The sequence below is a fragment of the Streptomyces sp. NPDC087215 genome, assembly GCF_044744885.1.
In the GTDB taxonomy this organism is placed as follows: Bacteria; Actinomycetota; Actinomycetes; order Streptomycetales; family Streptomycetaceae; genus Streptomyces.
Map to the genome: position 1 here is coordinate 528,640 of NZ_JBIUZD010000002.1, position 17,518 is coordinate 546,157.

The 17,518-nt window shown below is 73.6% G+C and carries 16 protein-coding genes; 8 read left to right on the forward strand and 8 right to left on the reverse strand.

Going from position 1 to position 17,518, the window contains the following annotated elements; translation table 11 throughout:
• Positions 1-40 precede the first annotated feature (40 nt).
• The 3 genes from ACIO92_RS07020 (at position 41) to ACIO92_RS07030 (ending at position 4,060) form a co-directional block, all read left to right on the forward strand.
• Positions 41-1,492, forward strand: coding sequence for an HtaA domain-containing protein (locus ACIO92_RS07020; RefSeq protein WP_402279581.1), 1,452 nt, complete (start codon positions 41-43; stop codon positions 1,490-1,492).
• Positions 1,493-1,558: 66 nt separating this feature from the next.
• Positions 1,559-3,298 carry an HtaA domain-containing protein gene (locus ACIO92_RS07025; protein ID WP_402279579.1) on the forward strand — a complete coding sequence of 580 codons (1,740 nt, stop codon included), beginning with the start codon at positions 1,559-1,561 and terminating at the stop codon, positions 3,296-3,298.
• Between the two features lie 81 nt (positions 3,299-3,379).
• A complete protein-coding gene (locus ACIO92_RS07030; protein WP_366441464.1) occupies positions 3,380-4,060 on the forward strand; it encodes a PhzF family phenazine biosynthesis protein in 681 nt (226 codons plus the stop codon).
• Here ACIO92_RS07030 and ACIO92_RS07035 read toward each other — a convergent pair.
• A complete protein-coding gene (locus ACIO92_RS07035) occupies positions 4,050-4,700 on the reverse strand; it encodes a biliverdin-producing heme oxygenase (RefSeq protein ID WP_366441465.1) in 651 nt (216 codons plus the stop codon). The genes ACIO92_RS07030 and ACIO92_RS07035 overlap by 11 nt on opposite strands.
• A 115-nt stretch (positions 4,701-4,815) precedes the next feature.
• Positions 4,816-5,673 (reverse strand): type I methionyl aminopeptidase, encoded by an 858-nt coding sequence (map, locus tag ACIO92_RS07040; protein WP_351779760.1) that lies wholly within the window; start codon positions 5,671-5,673, stop codon positions 4,816-4,818.
• A 61-nt stretch (positions 5,674-5,734) separates the two neighbouring features.
• Between map and ACIO92_RS07045 the strand changes: the two genes are divergently transcribed.
• Positions 5,735-5,965, forward strand: a complete 231-nt coding sequence (locus ACIO92_RS07045) for a hypothetical protein (RefSeq protein ID WP_366441466.1) — start codon at positions 5,735-5,737, stop codon at positions 5,963-5,965.
• 86 nt (positions 5,966-6,051) lie between these two features.
• Here the strand turns inward: ACIO92_RS07045 and ACIO92_RS07050 are convergent, their stop codons facing one another.
• Positions 6,052-7,404: an MFS transporter gene (locus tag ACIO92_RS07050; RefSeq protein WP_366441467.1), complete on the reverse strand. Its 1,353-nt coding sequence runs from the start codon at positions 7,402-7,404 to the stop codon at positions 6,052-6,054.
• Between the two features lie 384 nt (positions 7,405-7,788).
• Positions 7,789-8,391: a hypothetical protein gene (locus ACIO92_RS07055; RefSeq protein ID WP_351779752.1), complete on the reverse strand. Its 603-nt coding sequence runs from the start codon at positions 8,389-8,391 to the stop codon at positions 7,789-7,791.
• Between the two features lie 102 nt (positions 8,392-8,493).
• Between ACIO92_RS07055 and npdG the strand changes: the two genes are divergently transcribed.
• Both npdG and ACIO92_RS07065 read left to right on the forward strand, forming a co-directional pair.
• Positions 8,494-9,216: an NADPH-dependent F420 reductase gene (gene npdG, locus ACIO92_RS07060; protein ID WP_366441468.1), complete on the forward strand. Its 723-nt coding sequence runs from the start codon at positions 8,494-8,496 to the stop codon at positions 9,214-9,216.
• 77 nt (positions 9,217-9,293) lie between these two features.
• On the forward strand, positions 9,294-9,485 hold the full coding sequence (locus ACIO92_RS07065; protein ID WP_366441469.1) for a hypothetical protein: 192 nt from the start codon (positions 9,294-9,296) through the stop codon (positions 9,483-9,485).
• Between the two features lie 33 nt (positions 9,486-9,518).
• Here the strand turns inward: ACIO92_RS07065 and ACIO92_RS07070 are convergent, their stop codons facing one another.
• Entirely contained in the window at positions 9,519-10,070 is a 552-nt protein-coding gene (locus ACIO92_RS07070; RefSeq protein ID WP_366441470.1) for a GH25 family lysozyme, read from the reverse strand.
• A 418-nt stretch (positions 10,071-10,488) separates the two neighbouring features.
• On the opposite strand from ACIO92_RS07070, the gene ACIO92_RS07075 reads away from it, so the two are divergent.
• The gene (locus ACIO92_RS07075) at positions 10,489-11,004 is read left to right on the forward strand and encodes a DinB family protein (protein WP_366441471.1); all 516 of its coding nucleotides are present in this window, start codon (positions 10,489-10,491) and stop codon (positions 11,002-11,004) included.
• A gap of 241 nt (positions 11,005-11,245) precedes the next feature.
• Here ACIO92_RS07075 and ACIO92_RS07080 read toward each other — a convergent pair whose 3' ends face one another.
• A complete protein-coding gene (locus ACIO92_RS07080; RefSeq protein WP_402279570.1) occupies positions 11,246-12,040 on the reverse strand; it encodes a site-2 protease family protein in 795 nt (264 codons plus the stop codon).
• Between the two features lie 107 nt (positions 12,041-12,147).
• On the opposite strand from ACIO92_RS07080, the gene ACIO92_RS07085 reads away from it, so the two are divergent.
• A complete protein-coding gene (locus ACIO92_RS07085) occupies positions 12,148-15,483 on the forward strand; it encodes a BTAD domain-containing putative transcriptional regulator (RefSeq protein ID WP_402279567.1) in 3,336 nt (1,111 codons plus the stop codon).
• Positions 15,484-15,508: 25 nt separating this feature from the next.
• On the opposite strand, the gene ACIO92_RS07090 is transcribed toward ACIO92_RS07085, so the two are convergent.
• Positions 15,509-16,375: an ABC transporter permease gene (locus ACIO92_RS07090; RefSeq protein ID WP_402279564.1), complete on the reverse strand. Its 867-nt coding sequence runs from the start codon at positions 16,373-16,375 to the stop codon at positions 15,509-15,511.
• The gene (locus tag ACIO92_RS07095) at positions 16,372-17,373 is read right to left on the reverse strand and encodes an ATP-binding cassette domain-containing protein (protein ID WP_366441475.1); all 1,002 of its coding nucleotides are present in this window, start codon (positions 17,371-17,373) and stop codon (positions 16,372-16,374) included. The genes ACIO92_RS07090 and ACIO92_RS07095 overlap by 4 nt, the downstream gene beginning before the upstream one ends.
• Between the last annotated feature and the right edge of the window lie 145 nt (positions 17,374-17,518).

Genomic DNA, 17,518 nt, shown 5'->3' on the forward strand with positions numbered 1-17,518 from the left:
GGTTAGCCTTACCTCAGTTCCTAGTCCTCGGAGGGGTTCCATGCCGCTGCCCAGACCTGCCCGCGTGCTCGCCGTGACCCTGTTCACGGCGCTGCTCGCCGCCCTCCTTCCCGCAGGTGCCGCCCACGCGGAGAGCCGTACGGTGCAGGGCGGACGGCTCGACTGGGGCATCAAGTCCTCCTTCCAGAGCTATGTCACCGGGCCCATCGCCCAGGGCAGTTGGGGCCTCACCGGCGGAGCCGCCACGGTCGGCGGCAGCCAGTTCCGCTTCCACTCGGCCCGGGGCTCGTACGACCCCGCCACCGGCGCCTTCGAAGCCGCCTTCTCCGGCGGCGTCCGCTTCACCGGCCACCGCAAGCCCGACGGCGGCAACGAACTGGACCTCAGCATCAGCCGCCCCCGGATCGTGATCAGGGACGGCCGCGGCACCCTCTACGCCGACATGGCGAGCAAGGCCAAGGGCAGCGGCCGGACGACCAGTTCCGCGCAGGTCCCGCTCGCCACCCTCGCCGTCGGCGGCATCGACATGCGCGGCGGCGGCAGCCCCGTCTCCCTCACCGGCGTGCCCGCCACCCTCACCGCGCAGGGCGCCACCGCCTTCGCCGGGTACTACCCGGCGGGCACCCGGCTCGACCCGGTCAGCCTCACCGTCGACGTCAGGGCCCCGAGGGCCACGGCCCCCAGCACGGCGCCGACCACCGCCCCGCCCGCCCCGACCGGCTCCACGAGCCCCTCGGCCACCAAGGCCCCCACCACCGGGAGCCTCCGCGCCGCCGCCGTGGACTGGGGCGTCCGCCGCACCTTCCGCGAGTACGTCACCGGCGCCGTCTCCCAGGGCCGGTGGACCTTCGCGGACGGCGCCCAGGACGGCGGCGCGCTCTTCCGCTTCCCCTCGGGCAAGGGCGCGTACGACCCCGGGAAGGGCACCCTCGACGCCGCCTTCGCGGGCAGCGTCCGCTTCACCGGCGCCCACCTCGACCTCACCCTCGGCAAGGTCACGGTGAAGGTCACCGGCGGCACCGGCACCCTCAGCGCCGACGTCACCAGCGCCGGGAAGACCGACCGGGCCGTCCCCCTCGTCACCTTCACCGCCCGGAACCTCACCCCGAGGAACGGCCTCGCCGTCGTCACCGAGGCCCCCGCCACCCTCACCGAGGGCGGCGCCGAGGCCTTCGGCGGGATGTACCGCGCCGGGACCGCGATGGACCCGGTGTCCCTCGCCGTCGCCGTCGACGCCGGGGCCGCCCTGCCCGCGCTCCCCGACCTCGGCAGCGACGCCGCCCCGTCCGCCGCCCCGTCCGCCTCCGCCGCCCCGGCCGCCCCGGCCACCCCGTCAGCCCCGGCGGCCCCGGCGTCCGCCGCTGCCGGGGCCTCCGCGCCGTCCCTGGGCCTGTACCTCGCGATCGGCGCGGGCGTCCTGCTCGTCGCCGCGCTCGGCGTCCTCGTTGCCGTACGCCGCCGTCGTACCGGCGGCGACAGCCCCGCGGCCTGAGCCTCCCGAACCTCCCTCCCGCGCACCCCCCTTCGCGCACGCGTCCCCCACTAGGAGAAACCCGTCATGGCCATCCCCTTGCGCCGATCCGTCACCCTGGCCGCCGCCGTCGCCACGGCCGCCGCCCTGGGCGCGGGCGCCGTCGCCCTCGCCCTGCCCGCCGCGGCCGAGGGCGCGCCGCCGATGACGCTGGTCGACGGCACGCTCGACTGGGGCGTCAAGCAGTCGTTCCGCTCGTACCTCGCCCAGCCGTTCGCCCACGGCAGGACCACGGTCGGGGAAGGCGCCCGCCAGGCCGAGGGCAACGGCGTCTTCACCTTCGTCGAGGGCACCGGTACGTACGACACGGGCACCCACGGCACCGCCAACTCCTTCAAGGGCACGGTCCGCTTCGAGGCCCACCAGGGCGCCCTCGACATCCGCGTCTCGGACGTCAGGCTGAGGACGAAGGGCTCGGCCGCGCCGACCGGCGAGATCATCGCCGACGTCGTGACCAAGGAGAAGGACGGCTCCTTCACCACCCACGACGACATCGACTTCGCGGCCCTCGACATGAGCCAGGTCAGGCCGGGCCGGGGCGCGGACGGCGCCATGATCTTCAAGGACATACCGGCGAAGCTGACGAAGGACGGCGCGGCGGCGTTCGCGGGCTTCTACAAGGAGGGTGACGCCCTGGACGCGGCGACCCTCACGGTGAAGGTCGGCAGCCGCCCGACGACCCCGCCGACCACGCCCCCGCCGACGACGGAGCCTCCGACCACGCCGCCGACGACCCCGCCGACGACGGAGCCCCCCACCACGCCGCCGACCACGCCTCCGACGACGGAGCCGCCCACCACGCCCCCCACCACGCCTCCGCCCACCACTCAGCCCCCGACCACGCCTCCGCCCACCACGCCTCCGCCCACCACTCAGCCCCCGACCACGCCCCCGCCCACCACGCCCCCGCCCACCACGGCCCCTCCGACGACCGCCCCGCCCACCACCGAGCCCCCCGCCACGACGGTCGACGGCAAGCTGACCTGGGGCGTGAAGCAGAGCTGGCAGCGGTACGTCGGACAGATCTGCGGCGGCAAGATCACCGCGGCCGACGGCGCGGAGCGGAACGGCGCCGCCTACGACTTCGGCTTCCTCAAGGCCGACCTCGACTCCGACGCCCGCAAGCTCGACGCCTCCTTCTCCGGCAAGGTCTCCTTCGTCTGCGACGCGCACGGCATCGACTGGACCGTCGGCGGCCTCCAGGTGAAGGCGTCCGGCACCACCGGCACCCTGCTCGCCGACGTCACCGGCGCGCAGGGCGCCCGGAAGGGCGTGGCCCTCGCCTCCCTCGACCTCTCCAAGGCCGACTGGGCCGCGGACAAGGGCGTCGTGACCCTCGCCGGGATCCCGGCGACGCTGACCGAGGCCGGTTCGGCGACCTTCAGCGCCCCGGGCGGCCAGGGCGGCTACCTCGCCGGCACCGAGTTGGACCCGCTGACCGTCAGCATCGCGCTCGACGGCGACGCCACCCTGCCCCCGGGCACCGGCGGCACGGGCGGCGACGGAGGCACGGACGGCTCGGGCGGCACCGGCGGCGACGGCTCCGCCACCACGGGCGGCGGAAGCTTCGGCGGCGGAACCGTCGGCGGCGGAGGCACGGTCGGCGGCGGCAGCGTGGGCGGCTCCTCCCCGACGGGCGGCTCCGGCGCCCTCGCCGCCACCGGCTCGGACGTCCCGACCACCCTCCTCATCACCGCCTCCGCCCTCACCGTGGCGGCGGGCGCGGGTGTCGTCGTCGCCGTGCGCCGCCGAGCGCAGGGCTCCTGAACCACCACCCCGACACGGCAGGGCCGCACCCGTTCTCCGGGTGCGGCCCTGCCGCCTTCTCCTGGATGCTTCAATTCCGCCATGAACACGACCGCGTACGGCACCGCCACCGAGATCGACGTCCTCCGGGTCTTCTGTGCGGGCGACGGCCGGTACGGCAACGCCCTCGGAGTCGTACGGGACGCCCGCACCCACCCCGACGAGACCTCCCGGCAGGCACTCGCCAGGGAACTCGGATTCAGCGAGACGGTGTTCGTGGACGACCCGGAGCGCGGGATCGTCGACATCTACACCCCCGGACTGCGGCTGCCGTTCGCCGGACACCCGCTCGTCGGCGCCGCCTGGCTGCTCGACCTGGAGGTCGTCCAGCCGCCCGCGGGCGAGGTGTGGGTGCGCGGCGACGGCGAGTTCACCTGGATCGAGGCGCGCGCCGAGTGGGCGCCGCCGAGGACCCTGCGCCAGTACGGCTCCGCCGCCGAGGTCGAGGCCCTCGCCGTGCCCGAGCCGGGGGAGTGGATCTACGCCTGGGCCTGGGAGGAGGAGGCGGCGGGCCGGATCAGGGCGCGGGCCTTCCCCGGACGCGGCGACGGCATCGACGAGGACGAGGCGACCGGCGCGGCGGCGCTGCTGCTCACGGCGGAGCTGGGCCGGGCCCTGAACATCACGCAGGGCCGGGGTTCGCAGCTGCTCACTGCCCCCGGCCCTGACGGAATCGTGGAACTCGGCGGACGGGTCCGCCTGGAGGGAACGCTCACGCGCTGAGCGGGAACTCACCGCCCAGCTGCCCGAAGAGGGCACTGTTGAAGTCGAAGGCGCGCTTGCACTCGTCGACGATCCGCTGCTTCTCCAGGTCGTCGGCGTCCACCCCGTCGAGCAGCTCCCGGTAGGCGCGCTTGAACGCGGCGGGGTTGGCGATGCCCTCGAAGACGTAGAAGCGGACGCCGTCGCCCTTGCGGTCGAAGCCCCAGGTGCGCTCCGCCTTGTCGCGGATGATCTGACCGCCCGACAGGTCGCCGAGGTAGCGGGTGTAGTGGTGGGCGACGTATCCGGCGGGCCAGTCGCGGGCGCACTCGGTGATCCGCTCGGCGTAGGCGACGGTGGCGGGCAGCGGGGAGACCCCGGCGCGCCAGTCGGGGCCCCGCAGATGGGCCAGGTCCCGCTCCAGGGCCTCGGTGCGGAACAGCTCGGGCTGGACGAAGGGCCCGGCGACCGGGTCCGCGCGCAGGGCCTCCGCGCCCTCCTCCAGGGCGCGGTACACGAACCACAGCTGCTCGGTGTAGCGGGCGTAGGCGTCGACGGCGAGCCGCCCGCCGAGCAGGTCACCCATGAAGGACGACGTCTCCGCCTCGGTGTGCTGTTCGTGCGAAGCCGTGCGGATGAGCGTCGAGAAAGGGGTGTCCAAGACATGCCTCCGGGACCGATGGGACGGGAACCAGTGACGATCCTGCCAAGTTAGGCTTGCCTAAGTCAACTGGTTCCCGACGTCCTGTCGGTAAAAGGAATACCCCGTGTGAGGGTCAGGGCAACGTCAGGATCTCGGCCCCGTCGTCGGTCACCACGAGCGTGTGCTCGAACTGGGCGGTCCGCTTCCGGTCCTTGGTCACCACGGTCCAGCCGTCGTCCCACAGGTCGTAGTCGTGGGTGCCGAGCGTCAGCATCGGCTCGATCGTGAAGGTCATGCCCTTCTTGATCTCGGTGGTGTGGTGGGGCGAGTCGTAGTGCGGCACGATCAGACCGGAGTGGAACGACGAGTTGATCCCGTGCCCGGTGAAGTCCCGCACGACGCCGTAGCCGAAGCGCTTGGCGTACGACTCGATGACCCGGCCGATGATGTTGATCTGACGGCCCGGCCGCACTGCCTTGATCGCCCGGTTCAGGGACTCCCGGGTCCGCTCCACGAGCAGCCGCGACTCCTCGTCGACGTCGCCGCAGAGATAGGTGGCGTTGTTGTCGCCGTGGACTCCGTGGATGTACGCCGTGACGTCCAGGTTCACGATGTCGCCGTCCCGCAGGACGGTCGAGTCCGGGATGCCGTGGCAGATGACCTCGTTGACCGAGGAGCACAGCGACTTCGGGAACCCGCGGTAACCCAGCGTGGACGGATAGGCGCCGTGGTCGCACATGAACTCGTGCGCGACCCGGTCGAGCTCGTCGGTGGTGACCCCCGGAGCGATGTGCTTGGCGGCCTCCTCCATCGCCTGCGCGGCGATGCGGCCGGCGATCCGCATCCGCTCGACGGTGTCGGAGTCCTGCACCTCGGGCCCGGTGTACGGGGTCGGGGCGGGCTTCCCGACGTACTCGGGGCGGCGGATGGAGCCCGGGACGGAACGATGGGGGGAGAGTTCCCCCGGTACGAGAAGCGACTGGCCAGACATGCCAGCGAGTCTAACGACCGGGTCTGGGGCAGCATGGTCCCGAGGGAAGGAGCCGACGACGATGGCCCTGTTCAAGAAGCGCACCGTGGGCAAACCGGGCGAATGGTACTACTGCCTGGAGCACAAGAAGGTCGAAGAGGGCCCCGAGTGCCCGGCGAAGAACCGCTTCGGCCCCTACGCCAGCCGCGAGGAGGCCGCCCACGCCATGGAGACCGCCCGCGAGCGGAACCTGGAGTGGGAGACCGACCCCCGCTGGCACGACAAGAACCGTACGGAGGGCGACCCGGACTAGCCGGACCGCGCGGGAAGGGCGCCGGGGCGGTCCGGGGCGGTGGCGGTGGGCGGTCCGGGCGGTTCCGGTCGGTCCGGGCGGGCCGTTCAGACGGGGTCCGGCGCTCCCCGGCGTTCCGGCGTCTCCTGGTGGTCCGGGGCTTCCCGGTGGTCCGTCCTCCGGGCCGCGTCCTGCTGGGCGCGGCGCCGCCGCGAGTCCTCGTCCGTGGCGGAGTCGTACGTGAGGAGCTTCGGCAGCGCAAGACAGAGCAGGCCCACCGAGGCCACACAGGCCACACCGCCCGTCCAGACCGCCGTCCGGGTGCCGGTCCAGCCCGCCATCGCACCCGCCCTGACCTGGCCGAGCTGCGGACCCACGCTGTACGAGAGCACCTCGATGCCCGCGAGCCTGCCGCGCAGCTCCTCCGGGATCGTCTGGTTCCAGATGGTCGCCCGGCCCAGCCCGCTCAGCATGTCCCCGGCCCCGGCGAACGCCAGACAGACCAGCACCGCCCACACGTTCCCGAACCAGCCGGCCGCCGCGATCGCCACACCCCATCCGGCGGCCCCGCCGACCACGAGCAGCCCGTGCCGCCGCACCCCCGACGTCCAGCCGCTGGTCAGCCCCAGCACCAGCGAGCCCACCGAGCCCGCCGCGTACATCAGCCCCAGCGACCAGTCGGCGTCCAGTTCGTCCGCGAGGAACGGGAAGATCGCGTTCGGGAAGGCGAAGAACATCGCCGCCATGTCGACCGCGTACGTCCCCAGGAGCACCGGCCGCGACCAGGCGTACCGCGCCCCCTCCGCGATGCCCCGCAGCGAGGGCTTCTCCGCGTCGTGCGCCGGAGGGGCCGGGGAGAGCCTGGTGCACAGCAGCACCGACACGGCGAAACCGGCGATCGTCACCCCGTACGCGGGCGCGTGCCCCGCGTACGCCACGACCAGGCCCGCCAGCGCCGGGCCCGCGATCGAGCCCATCTGCCAGCGCAGCGAGTTCAGCGCCGCCGCCGCCGTCTGGTGCTCGTGCGGCACGATCCGGGCCAGCAGCGAGTCCAGCGCCGGGCGCTGGAGGCCCGCGAGCGCCGAGACGCCCGCCGCGACCACGTACAGCGGCCAGAGCAGCGGTTCCGGGAGCAGCGCGTTGACCAGCAGGAGCAGGGCGAGCAGCCCGAGGCCCGCCTCCGTCGCCAGGATCACCTTCCGCCGGTCCACCGCGTCGGCGAGCGCCCCGCCGTACAGGCCGAACACCACCAGCGGCACCAGTTCCACCGCGCCCATCGCGCCGACCGCGAGCGGTGAGCCCGTCAGCTCCTTGATCTGGAGCGGCAGGGCGATCATCGCCATGGCGCCGCTGAAGTACGTGACGAGGCCCTGGACCCACAACAGCCGGAAGTCGGCGGAGGCGCGCCAGGGCGCGAGGTCGGGCAGCAGGGCGGAGAGTCTGGCGAGCGCGGGGGACACGAGGGGCCATGTTCCGACTCCCCGGGTACTCCGGGCAACCGATTAAGGAGCCATCCGGGTCACCCCCCGCCCGCCACTTGGGCTCCACCAGTCACTCGGGCGCCAGCTGTCACCCGGGCGCCCCCGTCACTTCGGCGTCAGCTGTCACCCGGGCTCCGCTAGCCACTCGGGCCCCAGCTGTCACCCAGGGACCCACCTGCCCCCAGGACTCCGCTGGTCACTCGGGCCTCAACTGTCACTCGGGCTCCGCTGGTCCCCCAGACCTCAGCTTTCACCAGAGCCCCACCCGCCCCCCTGGGCTCCACCAGCCCTTGGGCCCCAGCCGTCACCCCGGCCGCCAGCCGTCCCGGGCGGTTCAGGCCCCCGGTCGGTGGCGCCTACCCCTCACCACCGGTTCGGCGGCGGGGCCGTCAGGCGGTCCGCCAGGTCCGCCAGGCGGTCGCGGAAGCGGCGGGCGCCCCGGGGCGACGGCAGGCTGTTCTCCCCGGCCGCCGCGCTCACCAGGTGCTGGACCGTGTCCAGGTCCACCTCCGACCCCTCCGTCACCGTCAGCGTCTCGTGCGCGAGACCCCGCACCTCCGGGTCGCCGCCGTCCAGCGACAGCACCGTCGCCCCCGCCCGCCGGGCGTCGTGCACCCGCTGGAGCAGCCCCTCGTGCGGCCGCTCCGGCGCCACCATCAGCAGCGTCTCCCCGCGCCCCGCCGCCTCCAGCCGCCCCAGGCCGACCGCCAGATGCGCCGGGGCGCCCGGCAGCACCCGGTGCCGCACCAGCGTCGGCGCCAGCTCCGGCTGCCCCGACCAGGCGGCCTCGTCGACCAGGTGCGCGGTCAGGTGCCACGGCTCGTACTCCTCCGTGCCGACCAGCAGCAGCCCGCCCCGGTGCGGGACCACCGACGACCGGAGCGCCCCCGCGAACCGGCGGGCCGCCCCCGGCCACTCCGTCCCGGCGAGCACTTCCCGCAGCAACGCGACCCTCACGGCATCCATGCGCCCGCATTCTGCCCGGCACCGGAGCCGCCGCGCGGGCGGTCGCACGGGTTCCACCCGTACGGGGCTCCCGGCACCCGACCGGTCGGTAATGTCGGCCCCATGACTTCCTCCAGCGACCCCACCGCACCCGCCGCCCCCGCCAAGGCGGCGGCCAAGGACCCCTGGGACCTCCCCGACGTCTCCGGCCTGGTCGTCGGCGTCCTCGGCGGCACCGGCGACCAGGGCCGGGGCCTCGCCTTCCGGCTCGCCAAAGCCGGCCAGCGGGTGATCATCGGCTCCCGCGCCGCCGACCGCGCCCGGGAGGCCGCCGCCGCGCTCGGCCACGGCGTCGAGGGCGCCGACAACGCCGAGTGCGCCCGCCGCAGCGACATCGTGATCGTGGCCGTCCCCTGGGACGGCCACGCCAAGACCCTGGAGTCGCTGCGCGAGGAGCTCACCGGCAAGCTCGTCGTCGACTGCGTCAACCCGCTCGGCTTCGACAAGCAGGGCGCCTACGCCCTCAAGCCCGAGGAGGGCTCCGCCGCCGAACAGGCCGCCGCGCTGCTCCCCGGCTCCCGGGTCGCCGCCGCCTTCCACCACCTCTCCGCCGTCCTCCTCCAGGACGCCTCCCTGGAGGAGATCGACACGGACGTGATGGTCCTCGGCGAGGAGCGCGCGGACGTCGAGATCGTCCAGGCCCTCGCCGGGCGCGTCCCCGGGATGCGGGGCGTCTTCGCGGGGCGGCTGCGCAACGCCCACCAGGTCGAGTCGCTCGTCGCCAACCTGATCTCGGTGAACCGCCGCTACAAGGCCCACGCCGGGCTCCGCGTCACCGACATCTGAGCCGGTCCCGGCGGGGCGGGCCGCATGGGGGACACTGGACGGGCACAGCAGCCGTACCCGGACAGGAGCCGACCCCCATGCCCCGCCTCGCCCTCTACGCCCTCGTGGTCTGCGCCCTGGCCGTCGCCGCGGCCGTCGTCTCCTTCGTCGAGGGCAGCTTCCTCGGCGTCGTCTGGGTCCTGATCGCCGGACTCTCCTCCAACATGGCCTGGTACTACATCCGCCGCGCGAAGGTGGAGAAGGCCGCCGCCGGACCCGCCGACGCCTGACCCCCCCGGGGGCCTCGCGGGGACCCCGCCGGATCAGCCCGCCGTCCAGGCGCGGAGGGCCGCGACGTCCGCGAAGGCCGCGACGTTCTTGTCGTGGGGCGTGTCGGTGTACTGGTGGAAGGTCCAGGCGGTCTGGACGCGGGGGTGCCCGGCGGGCACGTAGTCCGCGATCCAGAGGCCGTCGCAGGCGTACGACGTGGTGTCCACGTTCAGCCAGAAGTCGCGGTTCGTGTAGAGCACCACCTTGTTGCGCGGCTTGAGCCGCTTCACCTCGCGGAGGAAGGCGTCCTTCTCGGCGCAGCTCGCGCGGGTGCCGTCGCCGGTCGTCTCCCAGTCCACGGCCAGCAGGTCGCCGTCCTTCGCGGACGCCTTGGAGACGAAGTACGCGGCCTGTGCGGCGAGGTCGCCGGGCCAGAGGAAGTGGTAGAAGCCGACGACCAGACCGCCGTCACGGCCCGTCTTGGTCTGGTTGGCGAGCCTGGGGTTGACGTACGTACGGCCCTCCGTCGCCTTGATGAGGACGAAGGAGAGACCGTCGGTGTCGTAGGAGGACTGGAACGCGCTCACGTCGATGCCGTACAGCATGGGATTCCTCGTCGTGCCTGGGCCGGGGAGGGACTGTCTGCTGGCTACCCCGCCCCACCGGGGACGATCCCCTGCCCGCACCTCGAACGTCCGCGCGGGTCCGTCCCCCGTGCGAGGGGCGCCGTACGGGGGACGGACCCGGGAAACCGTGCGCCGTGGTGCCGCGTGAGCGGGGACCCGTCCATGCCGTGACGGGCCGAGGGTCCTGTGTGATCGGTCCCGCCGAGGACCACCAGTACGGCAGTGGCGGCGGGGTCCGTGCCGGACGACCGCGGACCAGAAGCCCCGTGTCCGCCGACCCCTGTGGGAACGATCAGGTCCGGTTGACGGCCCTCGTACGGGGACGGCCGACGGGATACGGGATCGGATACTGGCCCTCGACGCAGGGCGCAGATACGGATGATGAGGAGCGCGACCGATGGGCAGCGACAGCGACAATCGCATAGGACCGCCCGGTTTTGGCAGCGAACGCGACATGCTGCGGGCTTTTCTCGACTACCACCGAGCGACCCTCGCCATGAAGTGCGAAGGGCTCACCGACGAGGAGCTGCGGCAGCGGTCGATGCCGCCGTCCACGCTTTCGCTGCTCGGTCTGGTGCGGCACATGGCGGAGGTGGAGCGTGCCTGGTTCCGCCGAGTGTTCGAGGACAACGACGCGCCCATGGTCTGGTCCGACAAGATCGACTTCCAGGCGGCGTACGACGCGAGTGCGTCGACCAGGGACGAGGCGTTCGTGGCCTGGGACGCCGAGGTGGAGAACTCGCGCCGCGTCGAGCGGGAGGCCGAGTCCCTGGACCAGGCCGGGTACCAGCCACGATGGGGCGAGGAGGTTTCGCTGCGGATGGTGATGGTGCACGTGCTTCTGGAGTACGGCCGCCACAACGGGCACGCGGACCTTCTGCGTGAAGGTGTCGACGGGACCGTGGGCGCCTGAGTCCGCGGGAGCCGTCGATCTCCACATGCTGATCCGTTCCGGAGGATCGCCCCCGGGGTGGGAAGGAGGAAGTCCGACGTCGGCGTGTGACGACAGGGTCGGACTCCCTCGCCACCGCACCCCGTGTGAAGACCGGCGACCGGCCGAAGGACCCACCGCACCTGGCGCCCTGGCGTCCGGCGGCCGGGACCGCCCCGCGACTGAGACCGACTACGGCCACTGACCCCTCGGAATCGATCATCTAGACCCCGCAGAACTGCGGCGCCGACTCCCAGAAGCGGAACAGCTGCGAGCCGCAGTAGCGGGTGAGCTCCGGTACTCCCAGCGAGCGCAGCAGCGTGTCCACCAGGTCGAAGAAGGCCCCGTTGACCGCCGGGACGAACAGCAGCGCGATCACCACGAAGAAGCCGTACGGGGCGAACGGCTCGACCTGCCGCTTCACCTTGTACGACAGCCAGGGCTCCAGGATGCCGTAGCCGTCCAGGCCCGGCACCGGGAGGAGGTTCAGGAGCGCGGCCGTCACCTGGAGGAACGCCAGGAACGCCAGCGCGAACTGGAAGGCGACCGGCACCCCGTCCAGCGCGCCCAGCCAGAACGGGGCCGTGCAGACCACCGCGAACAGCACGTTCGCCAGCGGGCCCGCCGCCGAGATCACACTGTGCTTCCAGCGGCCGTGGACCCGGCCCCGCTCGATGAAGACCGCACCGCCCGGCAGACCGATCCCGCCCATGATCACGAACAGCACGGGCAGCACCACACTGAGCACCGCGTGGGTGTACGCCAGCGGGTTCAGCGTCAGGTACCCCTTCGCGCCGACCGTGATGTCCCCGCCGTGCAGGGCCGTGCGGGCGTGCGCGTACTCGTGCAGACAGAGCGACACCACCCACGCCGAGGTCACGAAGAGGAAGACCGCGAGGCCGGGCGAGGCGGCGAAATCCGTCCACACCGCCCACCCCGTGACGGCCATGACGGCGACGATCGCCAGGAAGACGGGACTGATCCGCCGCTCGTGGCGCCGGTTGGTGGCCGTGGTCATCTCGGAAGCTCCAGGGGACGGGGTCGTACGGTGCCTGATGTGCGGGAAACGTACCGGGTCACGAGCCGAGTTCCGGAACCGGGCACCGGCTCGCGGACAATGGGTCCGTGCGCTACTCCGTTCTCGGCCCGACCCTCGCCCACGCGCCCGACGGCACCGACGTGCCCGTCGGCGGCCCCCGGGTGCGAGCGCTGCTCACCGTCCTCGCCCTGCGCGCCGGGCGGACCGTCCCCGTGTCCGAGCTGGTCGACGAGGTCTGGCACGGCGACGAGCCGCCCGCCGACGCCGTCGCCGCCCTCCAGGCCCTCGTCGGACGGCTCCGCAAGGCCCTCGGCCGCGACCGGATCGTCTCCGACGGCGGCGGCTACCGGCTCGACGCCCGGCCCGAGGACGTCGACGCCCGCCGCTTCGAGCACCTCGCCTCGGACGGGGTCACCGCGCTCGGCGCCGGAGACCCGGCGAAGGCCGCCGCCCTCCTCGACGAGGCCCTCGGGCTCTGGCGCGGCCCCGCCCTCGCCGACCTGCCGGACCGCGACGCGGAGGCCGCCCGCTGGGAGGCCCGTCGCCTCGACGCCCGCCGCGCCTCCCTCGGCGCCGCCCTCGCCCTCGGCCGGGCCCCCGCGGCCCTCCCCGAACTGACCTCCCTGTGCGCCGCCCACCCCCTGGACGAGCCCCTCCAGGCCCTGCGCATCCGCGCCCTGCGGGACACCGGACGCGCCGCCGAGGCCCTCGCCGCCTACGAAACGGTCCGCCGCGCCCTCGCCAACCGCCTCGGCACCGACCCCTCCCCGGCCCTGCGCGCCCTGCACGCCGAACTGCTCGCGGCCCCGGAGCCGCCCGTCACCCGCACCGGACCCGCGCCCGCCCGCGCGGACACCGCCCTGCCGGAGCCCGCCGCCCCGCCGCCCGGGAACCTGCGGGCCCGGCTCACCAGCTTCGTCGGACGCGACGAGGAGATCGCCGCCCTCCAGGAGGACCTGCGGACCGCCCGGCTCGTCACCCTCCTCGGCCCCGGCGGCGCGGGCAAGACCAGGCTCTCCCAGGAGGCGGCCGAACGCGGCGCGGGGACCGGCGCCTGGCCGGACGGCGTCTGGGTCGCCGAGCTGGCCGCCGTCACCGACCCCGAGGCCGTCGCCGAGGCCGTCCTCGTCGCCGTCGACGCCCGCGAGACGGTCCTGCGCGGCGCGGGCGCCGAGGAACTCAGAACCGGGGACGACCCCGTCGCCCGGCTCGTCGAGCACTGCGCGGACCGCCGGATGCTCCTCCTCCTCGACAACTGCGAACACCTCGTCGGCGCCGCCGCCGCACTCGCCGAGACCCTCCTCGCCCACTGCCCCGGCCTCCGCGTCCTCGCCACCAGCCGGGAACCCCTCGGCGTCCCCGGAGAGACCCTCCGGCCGCTCGGCCCGCTGCCCGCCGCCACCGCCCTGCGGCTCCTCGGCGAACGCGGCGCCGCCGCCCGCCCCGGCTTCCGCGTCGAGGACGACCCCGAGGCGGCGGCCGAGATCGTCCGCCGCCTCGACGGACTCCCGCTCGCCGTCGAACTCGCCGCGGCCCGGCTCCGGCTGCTCACCCCCCGCCAGATCGCCGACCGCCTCGACGACCGCTTCCGGCTCCTCACCTCCGGCTCCCGGACCGTCCTGCCCCGGCAGCAGACCCTGCGCGCGGTCGTCGACTGGTCCTGGGACCTCCTCGACGAGGACGAACGCGCGGTCCTGCGCCGGCTGTCCGTCTTCACCGGCGGCTGCGACCTGGAGGCGGCCGAGGCCGTCTGCGGCGACGACACGGGCACCGACGTCCTGCACGCCCTCGGCTCGCTCGTCGACAAGTCCCTCGTCGTCTCCGCGCCCGACGGCCCCGGGATGCGCCACCGGCTCCTGGAGACCGTCGCCGAATACGCGCGGGAACGGCTGGCCGAGACCGGGGAACGCGCCGGGGTCGAACGCCGCCACCTCACCCACTACCGGGAACTGGCCCGCCGCACCGACCCCGAACTCCGCGGCGCCGGACAGATGGCCGCCACGGCCCGCTTCGGCACCGAGTACGGCAACCTGCGCACCGCCCTGCGCCGGGCCGTCGACGCCCGTGAGGAGGACGAGGCCCTGGTCCTCGTCCACTCCCTGCTCTGGTACTGGCAGATGCGCGACCTGCGCACCGACGCCCTGCACTGGGCGCGGGCCGTCGCCGCCCTCGGACCCGACCCGTTCGCCCCGCCCGCCCCGCCCGTCGTCCCGCTCCACGCACCGTGCACGGCCACCCCGCCGCCGCTCTCCACCGAGCAGCGCTGGGAGGCCAGACGCGGGGTGCGGCTGGTCGAGCTGATCAACATGAACCACGAGACCAGCCGCTGGACCACCCCCGAGGGCACCGCCCGGCTCCGCGAGATGACCACCGGCTACGACCCCGGACTGCCCCAGACCTGCCGTCTCCCCGGCTCCTTCGCCTTCTTCGCGGTCCTCCTCATCGGAGACCCCGGCCGGATGCACGACCTGCTCGACACCAGCGTCGACGCCTGCCGCGGATACGGCTACGAGTGGGACCTCGCCAACGCCCTCCAACTGCGCGCCAACATGCTCGCCAACCGGGGCGACCAGGCCGCCGAAGCCATCCGCGACGCCGACGAGAGCCTGGAGATCTTCGTCCGGCTCGGCGACTCCTGGGGCGCGGCCGAAGCCCTCTCCTCCCGCGCGGAGGCCAGGGAACGACGGCTCGAATTCGACCTGGCAGCAGCCGACTTCGCCGCCGCCATCGGCTACGCGGAACGGATCGGCGCCCAGGCGCAGACGGCGCTCCTGCGCGCCCGGTACGCCGGGACGCTCATCGAGACCGGACGCCTCGCCGAGGGCGAGGCGATCCTGCGCGACATCCTCGACGGCCCCGCGGGACGCGTCCACGAAGCCCAGCTCGGCACCCGGATGTTCCTCGGGCTCGCGCTCGGCCGCAGCGGCCGCACCGCCGAGGCGCGCGAACACCTCCTCGCGCTGCGGCGGGACTTCGACACCGTCTCCCTCTCCCTCTTCGAGGGCTTCACCCTGGGCTGCCTCGGCTGGCTCGACGCCCTGGACGGCTCGTACGACACCGCGCTCGGCCTCGCCGTACAGGGGTACGAGCGGTCGCTCGAAACCCTGTCGATGACGGTCGCCCCGCAGATGCCCGCGAACCACCTGGTCGTCGCAGCCTGGGCGCTCGGCGGGCTCGGCGGGCCGTGGGCGCGGACCGGCGCGGTGCTGCTCGGGGCCAGGGGCGGGCTGCTCCCGCAGGGCTACCTGCTGCCGCCCGCCGAGGTGGAGAACCTGCGACGGGCCACCGGGACCGTCCGGTCCGCCCTCGGCGACGAGGACTTCGCGGCGGCACGCGCCGAGGGCGGCGGCCTCTCTCTCGAAGAGGCCGCCGCCCTGCTCGGTCGCGCCGCCGACGCGATCAGTGGGCGCGCCGAGTCCTGATCCCCCGCTCACCCCCGTGACGGACTCAGGTCTTCTTGCGGAACTTGGCCACCGCGAGCGGCGCCGTGATCACCGTGATCGCCAGGGACCAGCCGAGGGTCATCCACACGGAGTGGGCGACCGGGCCGCCGTTGACCAGGTTGCGGGCGGCGTCGGCGAGGTTCGACAGCGGGTTGTACTCGGTGAACGCCTCCAGCCAGCCGGGCATCGAGGTCGGCGGGGCGAAGATCGACGAGCCGAACTGGAGCGGCATCAGGACCAGCATCGCCATGCCCTGGACCGCCTGGGCGGTCTTCACGGTGAGACCCAGCAGGATGAAGATCCACATCAGCGACGCTCCGAAGACCATCGACAGGGCGATGGCGGCGAAGAGGTGCAGGACCGAGGTGTGGATGGTCAGACCGAGGAGGAAGCCCATGCCGAGCAGGATCGCGGTGGCGATCAGCATCCGGCCGACCTCGACGACGATCTTCGCGATCAGGACGGAGGACCGGGCGATCGGCATCGTCCGGAACCGGTCCATGACCCCCTTCTTGAAGTCGTCGTTGATGCCGACGCCGACGGCCATCGCGATGTTCATGCCCATCATCGCCATCAGGCCCGGGGTCACGTAGTTGACGTAGGCGTCGTTGTTGCCCTTGCCCGCGATCGCCCCGCCGAAGACGTACACGAACAGCAGGATGAAGATGATCGGCATCAGGACGGCGTCGAACATCGACTCGGGGTCCTGCTTGATCTGGAGCGCGTTGCGCCGGGCCAGGGCCCCGATGTGGCGCAGGTTCCCGCGCAGGCCTATCCGGCCCTCCGCGACGGGCGCGCGCCGCGCCGGGGCCGGGGCCGGAGTCCGGGCCGGGGAGCCGCCGGGGGACTTGGTGACCGTGGTCGTGCTCATGCGGCGACCTCCTCGTGGATCTCGTCGGAATCGGCGGTCTTCTGGCCGGTGATCGCGAGGAACACCTCGTCCAGGCTGGGCAGATGGGTACCGATGTGGGCGATGCCGAAACCGCGCGCGCCGAGCAGCGCCACCACGGCCGTCAGCTGCTCGTCGGCGAGGATCGGCACGTACAGCGCGCCCTCGTCGGCGACGATCGTCGAACCGGCGACGCCGTCGAGACCGGTCTCGCGGAGCGCGGCGGCCATCGCGGGCAGCTGCCCCGGGTCGATCGGCCGCACCTTCAGGGTCCGGCCGCCGACCTTGGCCTTCAGCTCGTCCACCCCGCCCCGGGCGATGACCTTGCCCCGGTCGACGACGGTCAGCTCGCTCGCGAGCTGCTCCGCCTCCTCCATGTACTGGGTGGTGAGCAGGACGGTGACGCCCTCGGCGACCATCCGCTGGACCTCGTCCCACACCTCGTTGCGGGTGCGGGGGTCGAGGCCGGTGGTCGGCTCGTCCAGGTAGAGCACGGCCGGGCTGCCGATCATCGAGGCGGCGAGGTCGAGACGGCGCCGCATCCCGCCGGAGTAGTTCATCACGGGCCGCTTGGCGGCCTCGGTGAGGGAGAAGCGCTCCAGCATCTCGTCGGCCCGGCGGCGGGCGGCGGGGCGGGAGAGGTCGAGCAGCCGCCCGATCATGTAGAGGTTCTCCCAGCCGGACAGCTTCTCGTCGACCGAGGCGTACTGCCCGGTCAGACCTATCGTGCGGCGCAGCTGGCGGGGGTGCTTCACCACGTCGTACCCGGCGACGACGGCGGTCCCGGAGTCCGGGACGAGGAGGGTGGACAGACAGCGGACGAGGGTGGTCTTCCCGGCGCCGTTCGGCCCGAGCACGCCGAGGACGGTGCCCTCCCGGACGTCCAGGTCGACCCCGTCGAGGGCCTTGGTGGCGCCGAAGTGCTTCACGAGGCCCCGGACCTCGACGGCGTTGGTGTGTGATCGCGTCATGTCCCCCATGGAACACGGCGCCACCGACAACGCCCCGACAGACGGCCGACAGCCCCGCCGACACCGGCCGCCGGGGCTGTCGGCGGGCTGTCGGCGGGGAGTCACGGCCGCGCTCCGGGGCCGGGACGGCGGACGGCCGGGGCCCGCGCGTGCG

Excerpts from the sequence above, each read along its gene's own strand:
- ACIO92_RS07020 (WP_402279581.1), top strand. The coding sequence starts at position 41 with ATGCCGCTGCCCAGACCTGCCCGCGTGCTCGCCGTGACCCTGTTCACG.
- ACIO92_RS07025 (WP_402279579.1), top strand. The coding sequence starts at position 1,559 with ATGGCCATCCCCTTGCGCCGATCCGTCACCCTGGCCGCCGCCGTCGCC.
- ACIO92_RS07030 (WP_366441464.1), top strand. The coding sequence starts at position 3,380 with ATGAACACGACCGCGTACGGCACCGCCACCGAGATCGACGTCCTCCGG.
- map (WP_351779760.1), bottom strand. The coding sequence starts at position 5,673 with ATGTCTGGCCAGTCGCTTCTCGTACCGGGGGAACTCTCCCCCCATCGT.
- ACIO92_RS07045 (WP_366441466.1), top strand. The coding sequence starts at position 5,735 with ATGGCCCTGTTCAAGAAGCGCACCGTGGGCAAACCGGGCGAATGGTAC.
- ACIO92_RS07055 (WP_351779752.1), bottom strand. The coding sequence starts at position 8,391 with ATGGATGCCGTGAGGGTCGCGTTGCTGCGGGAAGTGCTCGCCGGGACG.
- npdG (WP_366441468.1), top strand. The coding sequence starts at position 8,494 with ATGACTTCCTCCAGCGACCCCACCGCACCCGCCGCCCCCGCCAAGGCG.
- ACIO92_RS07065 (WP_366441469.1), top strand. The coding sequence starts at position 9,294 with ATGCCCCGCCTCGCCCTCTACGCCCTCGTGGTCTGCGCCCTGGCCGTC.
- ACIO92_RS07070 (WP_366441470.1), bottom strand. The coding sequence starts at position 10,070 with ATGCTGTACGGCATCGACGTGAGCGCGTTCCAGTCCTCCTACGACACC.
- ACIO92_RS07075 (WP_366441471.1), top strand. The coding sequence starts at position 10,489 with ATGGGCAGCGACAGCGACAATCGCATAGGACCGCCCGGTTTTGGCAGC.
- ACIO92_RS07080 (WP_402279570.1), bottom strand. The coding sequence starts at position 12,040 with ATGACCACGGCCACCAACCGGCGCCACGAGCGGCGGATCAGTCCCGTC.
- ACIO92_RS07090 (WP_402279564.1), bottom strand. The coding sequence starts at position 16,375 with ATGAGCACGACCACGGTCACCAAGTCCCCCGGCGGCTCCCCGGCCCGG.
- ACIO92_RS07095 (WP_366441475.1), bottom strand. The coding sequence starts at position 17,373 with ATGGGGGACATGACGCGATCACACACCAACGCCGTCGAGGTCCGGGGC.